The following is a 15,019-nucleotide window of genomic DNA, read 5'->3' on the forward strand; positions in this document are numbered from 1 at the left end:
AGCGTTATTAAGCTAATATGAAATACTTATTATTACCAATGTGTTATGAAAGAACTATAATAAAAGTCTGTCGTAAAAATCCGGTCATGAAGGATTGACCTGTCCTCTTCTCTATATTTACTTTCTCTATATTTACTGAATAAAATGGCACTCTATGATACATATTAATTTAGCAAGTGATGATCAACAAGCCCTGCTTAAAGATAGCCTTGATACGCTACCCGTTTCTGAAACCGAAAAACTTAATGCGATTACTCCAGAATTAAACATTACTGCCTTGGTCGATGGCCGTGGTTTAGCTTGCCCAATGCCTCTATTAAAAACCAAAGTTGCCCTACGCACTATGAAGCCTTCAGAAAGTGTTTATATCTTAGCCACCGACCCAAATTCACAAACAGATTTAGATGCTTTTTGTCAGCAAGCAGGGTTGCAACTTGTGCTTAGTACCTTAAGTAATAAGTCTTTGGATGATAGTTTAGAAAAACTCGATACAATCTTTCACCTCATCATTACCAAAACGAATGGTAACTAGGGGGTGCAATCCATTACAATAGACCTCAATAAAGTTATTACTTTGAAGGTCAAAACATGGCTACTCCTAAAATAAATAAAAAAGACATCTCTAAAAAAGACGACCCGGCTATTCTTGAACCGGCAGAGTCTCTTGAACAAGACGACTCCCTCGATCTTGAAGAGGATGATTTACCTTACGATGAACTTGAAGATGATTTGCTAACGCAGGAAGTTGCGACCACAGAAGAATGGGTGAGTCATTATCCCGATACCAGTACTCGTGATTTGGTTCCTGCCATGCCGGTCAATCTTTCAGCTCCAGGTATTAACCTTGGTGCTTATATGAACTCTGTGCATCAAATTCCTATTTTGACCACAGAACAAGAGCAAGAGCTTGCCCACCGTTACTATGACGAAGGTGATGTTGAGGCAGCACGTATTTTGGTCATGTCACACTTACGCTTTGTGATTCATATCGCTCGTAGTTACTCAGGCTATGGTCTGCCTCAAGCAGACTTGATTCAAGAAGGTAACTTAGGTCTTATGAAAGCTGTAAAGCGTTTCGACCCCAATAAAGGCGTGCGTCTGGTATCTTTTGCAGTACACTGGATTAAAGCAGAGATACATGAGTTCGTGATTCGTAACTGGCGTATTGTCAAAGTTGCAACCACCAAAGCTCATCGCAAACTCTTCTTTAATTTGCGCAGCTTAAAAAAGACCAACAATCAGCTTACTCTAGAAGAAGCAGATGCCATTGCAGCCGACTTAAATGTGACACGCAAACAGGTTCTGCAAATGGAATCTCGTTTGACATCTTATGATGCGTCCTTTGAAGCACAATCAAGTGATGATGAAGATGGTCACTATGCACCTCAGTTATTCTTAGAAGATGGTGTGGATCCTGCTGAAATGGTGGAAGATGCAGACTGGGAAGAGAATAATACCAATGCCCTAATGGATGCCATGGATACCTTAGATGACCGCTCTCGTGATATTGTTGAGCAGCGTTGGTTGTCTGAGCAGAAGTCAACTTTGCATGAACTGGCTGCGGTTTACAACATTTCTGCAGAGCGGGTACGTCAGATCGAAAAAAATGCTATGGACAAAATCCGTGAAGCGATGACCATTGATAGTGTCATTATGCCCAATGAAGACAGCTTCTAATCATTCTGTATTGCCTATGATTCTTTAGTAGATACTGTTTTATAGGGCATACGCTGAAGCAACACAATCCTCTCGGCGATGATTTAGGGTTTGATATTCTAAATATTTTTTCCTAAATATTATGTTCTAAATGAATTAGGTTTGCAGTCTGGCTTCTTTAACTTTGATTGTTAGGATGTACTATGAATTGGATAGCTATAGCCGCCGTTAATTTGGCGCTTGCTGTTGCTTTAGGTGCTTTTGGGGCACATGGTATTAAATCCATTGCCTCTCCTGAGCAGATGGCGTGGTGGTTAACCGGCACACAATATTTCTTCTATCATGCCTTAGGCTTATTGTTGGTGGGCATTTTGATTAAGATGGGATATACCACCTCTACTACTGCTTGGTTATTGCAAATTGGCCTTATTATCTTCTCAGGTAGCTTATTTGCCATGACCCTTGGTGCACCGCGTTGGTTAGGCGCTATTACCCCAATTGGGGGTACGCTTATGATTATTGGCTGGGTTTGGTTGGCGGTTACTGCTTTTAGACACTCAGCGAGTTAACGAGATATACTGTTGTTTAAATCATGTGAAACTAAATCATAAGCTTTAGTATAGATAGGATTTAATAGAGGGAAAAATGTATACAATTACAGTAAATGGAGAGCAGCAACAGACAAACCACCAAATGGTGAAAGTGGTGTTAGACGAATTACAATTAACCCAAGGACGTTATGCGGTTGAAATTAATGGAGAACTAATCCCCAAGTCTGAATTGTCCGCTACGCCTATTGAGCAGTCCATGGTTATTGAGGTAGTACAAGCAGTAGGCGGTGGCTAATATTGATTAAATTTAACCTCCTATAAAATCTAAAAGCCCTTACTTTATTCAAGTAAGGGCTTTTTTGTACTCAGTATATTTTACGTTCAATCTTCGATATTTTCTTCAATTTTACATTCATTTCAGGTTGTAGATTAGCAACCCTAGACTAAGCCTCAATAAGCATACGACTCTTCAATGGGCTCTGCTACTGGTAATGCTAAGCGCTCTTTACGTTTAGAGGCACGGGTCTTACGGTCAAGACGGGTCTTATATTTACGTACTTGGCGATCTAGTTTGTCTGCCATTTCATGGATAGCCTTATACATATCATCATCATATGATTGTACAAACATCTCTTGACCTGCTACTCGCATAAGCGCTTCAGCTTTATGGTTATTCTTACCACTATGGCTGGTATCGCTACGGTTATTGTCTAATGATAGAATCACTTTAATGCTCTGGATTTGGTCAAAATGTCTTTCTACTTTAGAAAGTTTGTCCATAACCATGTCTTTCATAGCGTCGGAAATAGTGATGTGATGGCCAGTGATTGAAATGTTCATAGTGCTTACATCCTTTTTTTAATTTGAGTAGCCCGTGCTGACTCAAAGTGACTTTTTAGTTAAGGACTTAGTTAATGACGTATATGCCAACTGACTTGAGGTCACGTGTTAGCAATGCCACTAATTTTCCATCTAAGTCATTAGATACACCCTTGTTTTATTTGACTATTTATTTAACTAGTATGATCTAAATAGCGTCAAACTCAATAATGCAAATTAGATCTTGCAGCTTAAGCATTCACATAGGGTATTAACATAAAAAGTGAAATTTAAAATCCATATTAAACTCACTCTATCCCCTCATTTGTATTAGCTAACATTTGTTGGGATAGCTTTAATTTGACATGAAAATAAGGATTGTACAAGCATTTTTATTGTAAATTAATGTAATTAATTGGTATTTCCAGAAACAAATACTATATAATCTGAAATTTTTTTATTTTTTAAAATTGACGTATCCCTATATCTATACTGGGTTTCGAAGTTCATTTTACGACTATTAACAATATTTCTAACTCATCGTTTAACTGCGAGAATTTAACTGAAATCACTTAGCTAATAATTTAACTGAAATAATTTGGCTCATAATTATCTAGCTAAGAATTTGTTTAAAACTTCACTTTCCTCTGGGTAGAAGAACCAATATTCATCGCTTCTCGATATTTAGCGACTGTGCGTCGTGCAATATCGATGCCTTGCTGCTTTAGATGTTGTTTAATGGCACTATCGGACAAAGGTGATTTGGGATCTTCTTGCTGTATCAACGCTTGTATCATGGCACTAATCGCCGTAGAGGAAATGTCGCCCTGATCACTTGAGACGTGTGAGGAGAAAAAATGCTTTAAGGAGAATAGACCTTGTGGCGTTAAGATGCTTTTACTGGTGGTCAGTCTAGAAACTGTCGACTCATGCAAGCCCACTTCATCAGCAATGTCTTTTAGTATCAAGGGTTTCATGGCAGTGGCCCCTTGCAATAAAAAGTCTTGTTGCCGTTTGATAATACTGGTCGCTACTTTGAGTAGATTTTGATTACGCTCTTCAATACTACGGATAAATAAGCGGGCATCGACTAAATTATCACGCAAATAAACATTATCTGGGCTGTCATCTCCACGCTTAATCAGATTCGCATATTCTTGATTGACCCTGAGTTTGGGCAAGGTTTCTGGATTTAGCTCTACCTTCCAAACGGCTTGCTTTGACTCGTGGTTGGTCACCAACTGCACCAAGACATCTGGAATATCGTAGGCTTCAGGCTGTACCCCATAATCCGGCTGCGACGTAGAAAAAGCCAAACCGGGGGCAGCATTCAAGGTTCTAATAAGGGCTAGACTGGGACCGATCTCGCTATTTTTAAGACCTGTACGGTGCATAAGCTCTTTTATATTATTACTCACCAACAGCTCGTGCTCATCGAGTAAACGCAACGCTTGCTCGCGAAAAGGCGTCTCTTGATCCAAATTATAGAGCTGAATTTGCAGACATTCAGCAAGACTTCTGGCCCCTACACCTAAAGGCTCAAAAGTTTGAATCAGTGCCCTTACCGCTTCTATTTGCTCAAGCTCGATGCGATTTTCCCAGTTGTAGAAACTGGCCATCTCATCAAAAGTTGCTTTTAACTCCGCCATGTCTATCTGGATAAAGCCATATTCATCCATAGCATCAATTAAATAATCTGCAATAAGCGATTGCTGCTGAGACAGTTGGCTGAAATTAAGTTGCCACCGGATATGGTCCTGCAAGCTGACTGAGGTGGCACCTTGATAGTCACTCATACCTTGTGTGTCTGGGCGTGCTAATCCTGTTGCACTATGAATATAGATATCATCCCAGTCGGTATCAATGGGTAGCTCTCCTAAAGTCTGAGCCTCTGCCAATTCATCCGCTTTGCTTCTATCGTCCGACGTACTTTCCACAATATTACTGGCTTTAATCTCTGCTATATTTTGCGAAAGCGGGTCTTTGTCACTTGAGGACAGGCTATCATTATCTATCTTTTCATACGCAGACTCTGACTGATAAGCCTCTGAAGGATTGTCATAATCATACTCATCGTAAGCGTCAGTTTCATAACCCTCTGAATGATCATTGGCCAGTTCATAAACCTCTTTTTGGGCTTCAGCATCAAGCTCTAAACGGGTAAGCTCTTCAATACTGTTAAAGTCTTCAGCATTGATATCGTCTTCCTCTATTCGTTCTAAAAGAGGATTGCTGTCTAATTTATTTTGCACTTCTTGCTCAAGCTCAAGGCTAGAAAGCTGCAATAACTTAATCGCCTGCTGCATTTGAGGGGTAAGTTTTTGTGCTGTGGATAGATTGACACCTAAATTAAAAGAGGAGCTCATCATAGGATACTTTTGGCCTCAATAGTTTGTCACAGTTGGGTGGACAGGTAACGATCGTTTTTTGCTTTTCAACCAATCACTCAATCAAGGTATTGGTTAGATTATCATTTAAATTAACTGTTTATATTAAATATAATGACACAATTGGCGGCTAAAAAATGATAAAACTGTGTTATCTGTACTCATAAAAAATACCCTAACTTATTGTGCTAGTAAATAAATTTATGAACACCCACCAATAAGTATTACTCTCAATAGAGCCGCGGCTGTTATTTTTATTAAGTTAGCATCTAGCAGCGTTAGCGTGTGTCAGATAAACAATGTCACCCTTAAAAAGCAACCAATACTCTCATTTAGATTCTGCCTAAAGCTAAATAGATTGCTGCAAGATTCCATGCTACTCTAATTAAACAAAGCTTTAAGTAAATAGAGCATCTGCTCAGTCTTTTTGATCACGTATTTTTAGCACCCATATCTTAATAATCATTGATAACAGCAGAAGGTAATTATGACTCAGCCTAATATTGGATGTGTACAATTAAATAGTCAGTTTGATATTGAAGCCAATAGAGCCATCATCGAAAAAGCCATCGCTGACGCCAGTCGTCAACAGGTGAGCTTGTTGGTATTACCTGAGAATGCCTGCCGTATGGGTGGGCAAAAGCAGCTGGCTGAGCGCTTTGATGAACTATCTAGTTGGTATGCCAATTTAGCGTTTGAGCATCAAATGTTTATTGTGGCAGGCACCCTTCCTTGCCCTTACCGCCCAGACGGTACTCCTGTTCCTAATGACAGACTTAGACAAGTTAGCCAAATCTTCGCTCCTGATGGCAAGCGTCTGGCACGTTATGACAAGATTCACCTATTTAGAGCGCAAGTGGCCGATGATACCGGCAGCTATGATGAAGGTCTCACTTTTGAGCCGGGTGACAATACCGTCGTTGCTCAGTGTGATTTGAAGAATTTAAACCCTAATTTAACCTTAGCCGACGCCAAAGGCAATGTAGACCGATCAGGTATTGTCTCTATCGGTATGATGGTCTGCTTTGACTTACGTTTCCCTGCCTTGGCCCAAAGATTGAGACAGGCGGGCGCAGATATCTTAACGGCTCCCTCAGCTTTTACCTATCAGACCGGTAAAGCACACTGGCAGCTGCTGTTGCAAGCACGTGCTTTGGACGCTCAGTGCTTAGTAGTCGGCTCCGCACAAGGCGGTACTCATCACATTCAAGACACGCGTCGTGAAACTTGGGGACACAGTGCTTTTGCTAATGCCAATGGTGAATGGGTCGTCGAGACAGGTCAGGCCACCTTAAACGAAGCGTATGCTCTGATTACGACGCCATTCAATGCTGAAGCTCAGCAAACTTGGCGTCAAAATATGCCCATTCATAACTGTCATAGACTGCCCTAATCGCGGTTATCTAGGCAATAAAATAGAGATAAAATTTAGGATTTTACAAATAGAGATGGACCCGACTATCAGGGTCAGTCTTTATTGTGCGTTGCTCGAGGATGGGCTTTGTCATAGACTTGAGTCAACTTCGCAAAGTCAACGTGGGTATATATCTGAGTGGTACTGATGTCACTGTGACCCAGCATTTCTTGGACCGCACGCAAATCACCACTGCCCGATAGCATATGGGAAGCAAAGCAGTGCCTCAATAAGTGGGGATACATATTTTGAGCAATGCCAGCACGGTTGGCGGCCACTTTCAGCCGCTGTTGGACAGCCCGTGTGGTCAATCGCGTACCCAATTTTTCACTGATAAATAAAGCAGTGTCTCCTTGCTCTTCCCACAGATAACGATGGGGCAAATAGGTATTAATCGCTTTCAGTGCTTGCCTGCCTACAGGTACCAGACGTGTTTTATTGCCTTTACCAGTTACTCTGACTTCACCGCGTTCGCCCTGCGCATCTATCCGCAAGTCGGAGACGTTAAGACCAACGAGTTCGCCAACTCGGAGTCCGCTACTATAAAGCAACTCAAACATTGCCTTATCCCGTATCCACAGTCTAGCTTGCTCAGGAGTATCAGGCATCGGCTGCTCTAATAACTGAGTCAGCAAATCCCCATCAGCGATACTCGGCAAAGGTCGGGGGGCTCGTTTTAACTGATAGCCTGTGGTCGGATTGATACGGGCCTGACCCTGATCTATCAGCCAACTGTAAAAATGACGAATCGCAGACAGTTCCTGCTGCACACTAGAGATGGCTAAGGCGTCAACATCCAAGCGCTGCGCAATGTATTTTGCCAACTGACGTTTGTCACAACGGGTCCAGCTTAACTTGCCCGCCTCCAGAAAGTTGGCCAGTTGAAACAGTCCGGCATAATAGGCCTCAATAGTATGCGCAGACATTTGACGCACGGACAACTCTGCCAACCACTGTTCGACAGGTAGCAATAAAGCTTGCAACTCACCTGATAACTCTAGGGATTGCTTGTTGTCTGCCTCATCTGTCTTTGCGGACTTCTGAGGCAGTTTTGGTGGCGATGTTGGCTTAGCACACATAGTTTGTCTAATTGCCTTAATCGTTTAAGCAGACGGCTTTAGACCTGCTTGTGCCATAATACCATCTGGACTAAATACGCCTTCATAAACAAAGGCAGTAGGGCCCGTCATCATCACCGAATAGCCTGGAGACCAACGAATCAATAAGCTGCCGCCATAAAGCTGTGCTCTAATCTCTTCACCTTCATCTAGCCAGCCCTCTCTGATACCCGTCGCTACTGCAGCACAAGCACCTGTACCACAAGCCTGAGTCTCCCCCACGCCACGCTCATAAACACGTAAACGAATATGACGCTGGTTCATGACCTGTACAAAGCCGACATTCACCTTTTCTGGGAAAGCCGGATGTGACTCAATGGCACTGCCTAGTTTTTCAACATCAGCGGTTAGAATATCGTCCACTTTAATCACTGCATGGGGATTGCCCATATTGGCCACGTATAACTGCACCGGCGTCCCTTCAACGTCTAGATGGTAGGCGTTTTGGATCTTGGTAATGGCCTTAGGGGTAAATGGGATTTCAGCAGGCTCGAAGCGTGGCTTGCCCATATCCACTTCTACCCAACCGTAGTTGTCAGTGGTTAAAGTTAAAATACCTGACTTAGTTTCGACCCGTATGCGCTGTTTAAAAGACAACTTTCGTGCCTGTACAAATCGAGCAAAACACCGTGCACCATTACCACACTGCTCTACTTCACTACCATCTGCGTTAAAAATACGGTAGCGGAAATCAACGTCTGGACGCATCGGTGGTTCAACCACTAACAGCTGATCAAAGCCTATTCCCATATGACGGTCTGCCAGTAACGCAATCAACTCTTCCGTTAACTCTAAACGCTGCGTGACTAAGTCAATGACCATGAAATCATTGCCTAATCCATGCATTTTTGTAAATTCTATAAGCATTCTTCTATTCCTTAGAGTCTATTTATGCCCTATCTTACCATGCACAATATAACAATGATAATAGCGAAGCGTTGCTAAATAAAATAACTGTGTCCTGTCTTTTGTTCCCCGTTATCAAATGGTTATATCCACTTAATTTGACTAAAGTCATATCCTTTGTGATTAAAGAAATCATCGCATCACAATTTTGATAATGATTTTAAGCCATAAAAAAACCTGCGTGTGATACGCAGGTTTTCGTTAATAATTCGCTGAACTTAATTTGGATGAGCTTAGTCGAATTTAAAGAATGACTCAGTATCAAATAACTGCTCAAGGGTCTCACGCTTACGCACCACTTGATGCTTGTCAGCTGACACCATAACTTCAGCTGGACGAGGACGTGAGTTATAGTTACTACTCATCACAAAGCCATAAGCACCCGCACCGGTAATGGCCAAGACTTCACCTACTGCTAATGACAGTAAGCGTTTTTTGGCCAAGAAGTCGCCTGTTTCACAAACTGCGCCCACAATATCCCAGCTTTGTTCCTGTGTTTGTGATTGCGGTTGGCTATTAACTGGAATAACTGCCATTTCGGCCTGATAAAGAGCTGGGCGAATCAAATCATTCATGGCCGCATCAACAATGGCGAAGTTTTTGTGCTCAGTCGGCTTCAGTACTTCAACCTGAGTGAGCAATACCCCTGCATTAGCCACGATACTACGACCTGGCTCGAAGAACACCTTTAAGCCCAATTGCTTTAGCTTTGGTAATAAAGCATTGGCAAACTCGCTGACTTCTGCCACTTGCTCATCGATGTAAATAACCCCCAAGCCACCGCCTAAATCAATATGCTCAAGCTCAATACCCGCTTGTTTTAAAGCGTCAATTAGCTCACATACCTTATCTAAGGCAGCCACGAAAGGATCAATTTCAGTAAGCTGTGAACCAATATGGCAATCAATACCCACTATTTGCAAGTGAGCTAGGCTGTTTGCATGCTTATAGGCCTCAACGGCCACATCATGGCTAATACCGAACTTATTGTCTTTAAGACCGGTCGAAATATAAGGGTGGGTCTTGGCATCGACATCAGGATTAACCCGAATAGAGATAGGTGCCTTAACCTGCATCTCTGCTGCCACCGCATTTAATCGGTCCAGCTCACTTAATGACTCAACATTAAAACAGCCAATGCCTGCTTGTAGTGCCGCTTTCATCTCAGCGACAGTCTTACCTACCCCCGAAAATACAATTTTCTTAGGATCTGCGCCCACTGCCAGTACTCGAGCCAGCTCCCCTGAAGACACCAAATCAAACCCTGCCCCTGCTTCTGCCAATACCTTTAATACCGCTAAATTAGAATTGGCTTTTACCGCGTAACACACCTGATGATCAATCTCAGCGAAGCTATCACTATAGGCTTGATAAGCTTCTAAAATTGCCTTCTTAGAATACACATACAGAGGGGTGCCGTATTGTTCAACCAACTGTTGCGCAGAGACGGCTTCTATCGATAAAACCCCTTGTTGGTAGCTTAACGTGGGTAGTTTTTTGACAAAGCTTTCTGCATTGATACGTAGTCCATCCGGGGTATGTTGTACTGTGGCCTGAGATAAGTCTGGGTTACTCATAGTATGAAAGTGTCCAATTAAAGGTAAGTCTTAAAGTTGAGTCTTATTAAATCATTAAATCTAAACAATTAAAATAAATGACTGAGTATAATGATTTATCGATTATTCAAAAGCATGATAATTTGCGACAGTGCTAGTTGGGGCTTTGCCAATTGTCGAGTCCTAATAATCTTGAGGATCTTGAAGCGCTGCCTCTTCAACCTTTTGCTGCTCAATAGCACGCTCAGCTTGTGCCTCTTCTGCGCTCTTACTGCTATCTTTGTTGCCCTTATACAGTAGGAAATTGGTATTGCTTGGTGCCTCTGCAGTTGGGTACAGATCTCCTCTTTGACCACAGCCACTCAAAAAAGCAGTGGTCAAAATAACTGTAGTCGCTGCCACCACCAAACGATTGATATTTGGCTTTGTTGTATTGATATCCGTTAGAGCAACTAAACCAGCATGATTTGAATTTTGAGAATAAGTGTTTGGCATGGACGACTTCCTATGCATGTTAATTGTGGAGGTACCGGCAAAAAAACAACTGTTTGCTATGGTAACAAAATTCTCAAAATTTACCTAAAAGCTTTTAACCATAAAATTTAAGCCACTGTAAGAAACTTTTAATTCTTAAGGACTTAACTTATTTTTAAGCACTAAATCGGTGTATTTAAAATTAATCTGGGCTATACTTAAAGCAGGTGCATACCAGCAATCAATCATAGTGGATATTAGGGCAACCTTAAGTTCAATGGTATTTTATTTTTGTAGAATACATTACTAATTTGCTCAAATATAGATCATTGATTTCGAAATTCAGGCCACACCCTAATAGGATGTTATGTGTTGGTAAAAGATGGGGCACGATGCGCCTATTAATTTTATGACAGTATTTGCTGTCATATTTTTTTCTTTTAAATTCTTAATGTAAGGACACAATATGAGCAATAACCTTATCACCAAACCAACGTTAGTTGTTAACTGTGGTTCCTCCTCTATCAAGTACGCATTAATCAGCGAAGACAATCAATACCGTATTACAGGTTTGGCTGAAAACTTAGGGTTAGATAATGCTCGTATTGTGCACAAATGCCTAGAAGGCAAAAAAACAGAAGTTAGTATCCCAGGTGCCAACCACAAAGCCGCTTTGGTTAAGATTATGGACCTTTTAGGCGATCAATCTCCGATTGCGGTTGGTCATCGCGTGGTTCATGGTGGTCGTGAATTTAGTTCGGCTGTCCAAGTGACCCCTCATGTGGTAGATGAAGTTAGACGTTTAAAAGAGCTTGCTCCTTTGCATAACCCTGCTAACGCCACTGGCATTGAAGCTGTTGAAGCCATTCACCCAGACCTACCTCAAGTGGTGGTATTTGATACCGCTTTTCACCAAACTATGCCACCAAAAGCTTTCCGCTATGCGATCCCAAAAGAGATGTATGAAAAACATTTCATTCGCCGCTATGGCTTCCATGGTACTTCGCATGCTTACCTATCAAACCGTGCCAGCGTATTGACTGAGCAAGAAGGTCCTCATGGCTGGCTCATTGCACACTTAGGTAATGGTAGTTCTGCCACTGCTGTCTATGATGGTAAAAGCTTAGATACCAGCATGGGCCTAACCCCACTTGAAGGGTTAATGATGGGTACCCGTTGTGGTGATGTCGACCCAAGCTTACACATCCACTTAAAGCGTACCATGGGGCTTAACTTAGAGCAGATTGATACTATTTTAAATAAAGAAAGCGGCTTATTAGGGATATCTGGCGTATCAAATGACATGCGTACTGTTGAGGCCATTGCCAATGATGAGTCACATCCCGATCAGCAAAGCGCCAAACTTGCTGTTGAAATGTTCTGCTATCGTACCGGCAAATATCTAGCCGCTCTTTCTTGTGCCCTACCTACCCTAACCGGTATCGTGTTCTCAGGCGGTATAGGCGAAAACTCAGCGACTATTAGAAGCCGAATCTTAGAGGTTATGCGCCACTTTAGCCTAGACCTTGATGAAGCGAAAAACAGCACCTTATATGGCGGTGAAGAAGGCAGCTTCCATACTCCAGAAAGTAAGTACGAACTTTGGGTCATTCCAACCGACGAAGAATTACAAATTGCTGAAGAAACCAGAGCCGTACTGGGCCTATAACCATAATTTAATAATCTAAAATCCTATAATGAATAACTAAGGACTTGTTTATGCAAACTATTTTGCTGGTTCCTACCGGCCGTGGTATTGGTTTAACTTCTGCAGGTCTAGGTCTAATTAAGGCACTAGACTATTTGGGCATGCAAGCTGGCTTTATGAAGCCGTTTTTACAAGATGATTCACATGATTCACAGCATACTTTAGACAGCTCAAGCGACTTAACCCGTCTGGCTTTTGGTCTAAACCCACCAGAGTCTATCCCTCGCGAACGTGTTGAGCACATGATGAATGCGGGAAATGTCGATGACTTAATGGAAGAAGTAGTCACTAACTTTCACAAACTAGATGGTGATTATGATGTCGTTGTCTGTGAAGGTTTGGTGCCTACCGAAGAGGTCAGCTATGCCTCACAAGTTAACTTTGCCTTGGCGACTGCACTCGATGCCAAAGTCATCTTTGTCAGTATGGCAGATCTTGAAAATCCAAAACAATTGGCTGACAAATTAGACGTGCATGCCCGTATATTTGGTGGCCTAAATGGAGAGCGCACCCTAGGCAGTATCCTAATGCGCGCCAAAAACGTTCCCAATACCTTTGACACTCAGCCCGTCGCCCCTGGTAAGGCAATTTTACAGCTCGATGAAGACTTCATTGCAGCGATGCAGTCACACTCACCTAACTTCGCGACTGAAAAATTCCATCTAATCGGTGTGGTCCCCTTTAGCAACAGCCTATCAGTGCCTCGCACTTGGGACATTGCCCAACAGTTAGGCGCCACTTGGCTTAGTGAAGGTGAAGCGAAGCAGCGCCGTGTACTAAAAACCAGCTTAACTGCACGCACTATCTCGCGCGTCGGTGAAATTTTTACTCGTGGTACATTAGTAGTCACCCCAGGCGATCGTGATGACCTTTTATTGGCCACTGCCATGGCCACCATGAATGACATTCCAATGGCCGGTATTGTGTTGACGGGCGGTATTATTCCAAATGATGCTGTCATTAATCTGTGCCAGCCTGCATTGAAGACTGGCTTACCTGTCATGAGCGTGACTACCGACAGTCTAGAGACCGTAACCAACTTATCAACCATCAGTAATGAAATTCCAAAAGACGATTCAGAACGTGCAGAAATGGTAACGCGTTTTGTGGCAGCTCACTTAGACTTAGATTGGTTAAAATCTTATTTCGAACGTGACTATACACCGCGCTTATCGCCTTCTGCTTTCCGTCATCAGGTCGTGAAAAAAGCACAACAAGTTAAAAAACGTGTGGTATTACCAGAAGGTGAAGAGCCACGTACCATTGAAGCAGCGGCTATTTGTCAGAGCCGTGGTATTGCTCAGTGTGTGTTAATTGGTAATGCAGAAGAGATTGCTCAAGTGGCCAAAAACCGTGGTGTCGATTTGCCTGAAGACATCGAAATTATTGACCCTGCTAACATTGACCTTAATAAGTATGTCAAAGCTTTCGTCGAGCGTCGTAAAGGTAAAGCCTCTGAAGAGCAAGCGACAGAAGAGTTGCAAGACAACGTAGTGCTAGGCACTACTATGCTGCATTTGGATGAAGTCGATGGCCTAGTTTCAGGTGCCATTCATACCACAGCCAATACAGTACGCCCTGCCTTCCAGTTGATTAAAACCGCTCCACAATACTCACTGGTCTCTTCAATCTTCTTCATGCTACTACCCGAACAAGTAGTGGTTTATGGTGACTGTGCGATTAACCCTGATCCTAATGCTGAACAATTGGCGGAAATTGCTATTCAATCAGCGGCTTCTGCCAAAGCATTTGGTATTGACCCTAAAGTGGCTATGATCAGTTACTCAACGGGTGCATCGGGTACCGGCGATGATGTTGAAAAAGTAAAACAAGCTACGCAGATTGTCCGTGAACGTGCGCCAAACTTAATGGTAGATGGCCCATTGCAATATGATGCGGCCTCTGTTCTTAGCGTTGGTAAGCAAAAAGCTCCTGATTCGCCTGTGGCCGGTCAAGCCAACGTATTTATTTTCCCAGATTTAAATACCGGTAACACCACTTATAAAGCGGTACAACGTAGCGCAAACGTGGTCAGCGTTGGTCCTATGCTTCAGGGTTTAAATAAACCAGTTAACGACTTGTCACGTGGTGCCTTGGTGGATGACATTGTTTACACCATCGCTCTAACGGCTATTCAAGCCGCTAGCCCTGACGTATAACTCTAAAAGTTTATATCTCGTAAAAAATAGCCGGCAAATTGTCGGCTATTTTTATGAGTCATGTCTTTTTATTTGATTTCCATATTGGTATGGGTATTAGGCTAACTAACCGTTGATCACAGGCTGTTGGTTTTCAAACAGCAAGTCTCTATACTTACTTAGCCATTAACACTATAGCTAATTAGTTGGCTATCTTATTTGTCAGTTAGCCAATGACTATTTTTAAAGCACTTGCTTCAACCTGTTTACCTAAAGCCAATGTGATGGATTT

Annotated in this window: 13 protein-coding genes; 7 read left to right on the plus strand and 6 right to left on the minus strand. The window is 42.4% G+C overall.

Going from position 1 to position 15,019, the window contains the following annotated elements:
- Nucleotides 1–154 precede the first annotated feature (154 nt).
- From LK453_RS02000 to thiS, 4 genes are all read left to right on the plus strand, one after another.
- A complete protein-coding gene (locus LK453_RS02000) occupies nt 155–532 on the plus strand; it encodes a sulfurtransferase TusA family protein (RefSeq protein ID WP_201541856.1) in 378 nt (125 codons plus the stop codon).
- Nucleotides 533–810: 278 nt separating this feature from the next.
- Nucleotides 811–1,677, plus strand: coding sequence for an RNA polymerase sigma factor RpoH (rpoH, locus tag LK453_RS02005; RefSeq protein WP_201541880.1), 867 nt, complete (start codon nt 811–813; stop codon nt 1,675–1,677).
- Nucleotides 1,678–1,859: 182 nt separating this feature from the next.
- Entirely contained in the window at nt 1,860–2,225 is a 366-nt protein-coding gene (locus LK453_RS02010) for a DUF423 domain-containing protein (protein WP_201537510.1), read from the plus strand.
- 76 nt (nt 2,226–2,301) lie between these two features.
- Nucleotides 2,302–2,502, plus strand: coding sequence for a sulfur carrier protein ThiS (gene thiS, locus LK453_RS02015; protein ID WP_201541858.1), 201 nt, complete (start codon nt 2,302–2,304; stop codon nt 2,500–2,502).
- Between the two features lie 155 nt (nt 2,503–2,657).
- Here thiS and hpf read toward each other — a convergent pair whose 3' ends face one another.
- Nucleotides 2,658–3,047 (minus strand): ribosome hibernation-promoting factor, HPF/YfiA family, encoded by a 390-nt coding sequence (gene hpf, locus LK453_RS02020; RefSeq protein ID WP_007394323.1) that lies wholly within the window; start codon nt 3,045–3,047, stop codon nt 2,658–2,660.
- A 608-nt stretch (nt 3,048–3,655) separates the two neighbouring features.
- Nucleotides 3,656–5,395, minus strand: a complete 1,740-nt coding sequence (gene rpoN, locus LK453_RS02025) for an RNA polymerase factor sigma-54 (protein WP_201541860.1) — start codon at nt 5,393–5,395, stop codon at nt 3,656–3,658.
- A 505-nt stretch (nt 5,396–5,900) separates the two neighbouring features.
- Between rpoN and LK453_RS02030 the strand changes: the two genes are divergently transcribed.
- Nucleotides 5,901–6,806: a nitrilase-related carbon-nitrogen hydrolase gene (locus tag LK453_RS02030; protein ID WP_201541862.1), complete on the plus strand. Its 906-nt coding sequence runs from the start codon at nt 5,901–5,903 to the stop codon at nt 6,804–6,806.
- A gap of 74 nt (nt 6,807–6,880) precedes the next feature.
- Here LK453_RS02030 and LK453_RS02035 read toward each other — a convergent pair whose 3' ends face one another.
- The 4 genes from LK453_RS02035 to lptM all read right to left on the minus strand — a co-directional run bounded on the left by LK453_RS02035 (nt 6,881) and on the right by lptM (nt 10,902).
- Nucleotides 6,881–7,906, minus strand: a complete 1,026-nt coding sequence (locus LK453_RS02035) for a tyrosine recombinase XerC (RefSeq protein ID WP_201541864.1) — start codon at nt 7,904–7,906, stop codon at nt 6,881–6,883.
- A 24-nt stretch (nt 7,907–7,930) separates the two neighbouring features.
- On the minus strand, nt 7,931–8,812 hold the full coding sequence (gene dapF, locus LK453_RS02040) for a diaminopimelate epimerase (protein ID WP_201526996.1): 882 nt from the start codon (nt 8,810–8,812) through the stop codon (nt 7,931–7,933).
- Between the two features lie 272 nt (nt 8,813–9,084).
- Nucleotides 9,085–10,428, minus strand: a complete 1,344-nt coding sequence (lysA, locus tag LK453_RS02045; protein WP_201541866.1) for a diaminopimelate decarboxylase — start codon at nt 10,426–10,428, stop codon at nt 9,085–9,087.
- Between the two features lie 162 nt (nt 10,429–10,590).
- Nucleotides 10,591–10,902, minus strand: a complete 312-nt coding sequence (lptM, locus tag LK453_RS02050; RefSeq protein ID WP_201541868.1) for an LPS translocon maturation chaperone LptM — start codon at nt 10,900–10,902, stop codon at nt 10,591–10,593.
- Nucleotides 10,903–11,347: 445 nt separating this feature from the next.
- Between lptM and LK453_RS02055 the strand changes: the two genes are divergently transcribed.
- Both LK453_RS02055 and pta read left to right on the plus strand, forming a co-directional pair.
- The gene (locus tag LK453_RS02055) at nt 11,348–12,550 is read left to right on the plus strand and encodes an acetate/propionate family kinase (RefSeq protein ID WP_201541870.1); all 1,203 of its coding nucleotides are present in this window, start codon (nt 11,348–11,350) and stop codon (nt 12,548–12,550) included.
- 50 nt (nt 12,551–12,600) lie between these two features.
- The gene (gene pta / locus LK453_RS02060) at nt 12,601–14,748 is read left to right on the plus strand and encodes a phosphate acetyltransferase (RefSeq protein ID WP_201541872.1); all 2,148 of its coding nucleotides are present in this window, start codon (nt 12,601–12,603) and stop codon (nt 14,746–14,748) included.
- Nucleotides 14,749–15,019 lie beyond the last annotated feature (271 nt).

The sequence above is a fragment of the Psychrobacter sanguinis genome (assembly GCF_020736705.1).
In the GTDB taxonomy this organism is placed as follows: Bacteria; Pseudomonadota; Gammaproteobacteria; order Pseudomonadales; family Moraxellaceae; genus Psychrobacter; species Psychrobacter sanguinis.

Excerpts from the sequence above, each read along its gene's own strand:
- LK453_RS02000 (WP_201541856.1), top strand. The coding sequence starts at position 155 with ATGATACATATTAATTTAGCAAGTGATGATCAACAAGCCCTGCTTAAA.
- rpoH (WP_201541880.1), top strand. The coding sequence starts at position 811 with ATGCCGGTCAATCTTTCAGCTCCAGGTATTAACCTTGGTGCTTATATG.
- LK453_RS02010 (WP_201537510.1), top strand. The coding sequence starts at position 1,860 with ATGAATTGGATAGCTATAGCCGCCGTTAATTTGGCGCTTGCTGTTGCT.
- thiS (WP_201541858.1), top strand. The coding sequence starts at position 2,302 with ATGTATACAATTACAGTAAATGGAGAGCAGCAACAGACAAACCACCAA.
- hpf (WP_007394323.1), bottom strand. The coding sequence starts at position 3,047 with ATGAACATTTCAATCACTGGCCATCACATCACTATTTCCGACGCTATG.
- rpoN (WP_201541860.1), bottom strand. The coding sequence starts at position 5,395 with ATGATGAGCTCCTCTTTTAATTTAGGTGTCAATCTATCCACAGCACAA.
- LK453_RS02030 (WP_201541862.1), top strand. The coding sequence starts at position 5,901 with ATGACTCAGCCTAATATTGGATGTGTACAATTAAATAGTCAGTTTGAT.
- LK453_RS02035 (WP_201541864.1), bottom strand. The coding sequence starts at position 7,906 with ATGTGTGCTAAGCCAACATCGCCACCAAAACTGCCTCAGAAGTCCGCA.
- dapF (WP_201526996.1), bottom strand. The coding sequence starts at position 8,812 with ATGCTTATAGAATTTACAAAAATGCATGGATTAGGCAATGATTTCATG.
- lysA (WP_201541866.1), bottom strand. The coding sequence starts at position 10,428 with ATGAGTAACCCAGACTTATCTCAGGCCACAGTACAACATACCCCGGAT.
- lptM (WP_201541868.1), bottom strand. The coding sequence starts at position 10,902 with ATGCCAAACACTTATTCTCAAAATTCAAATCATGCTGGTTTAGTTGCT.
- LK453_RS02055 (WP_201541870.1), top strand. The coding sequence starts at position 11,348 with ATGAGCAATAACCTTATCACCAAACCAACGTTAGTTGTTAACTGTGGT.
- pta (WP_201541872.1), top strand. The coding sequence starts at position 12,601 with ATGCAAACTATTTTGCTGGTTCCTACCGGCCGTGGTATTGGTTTAACT.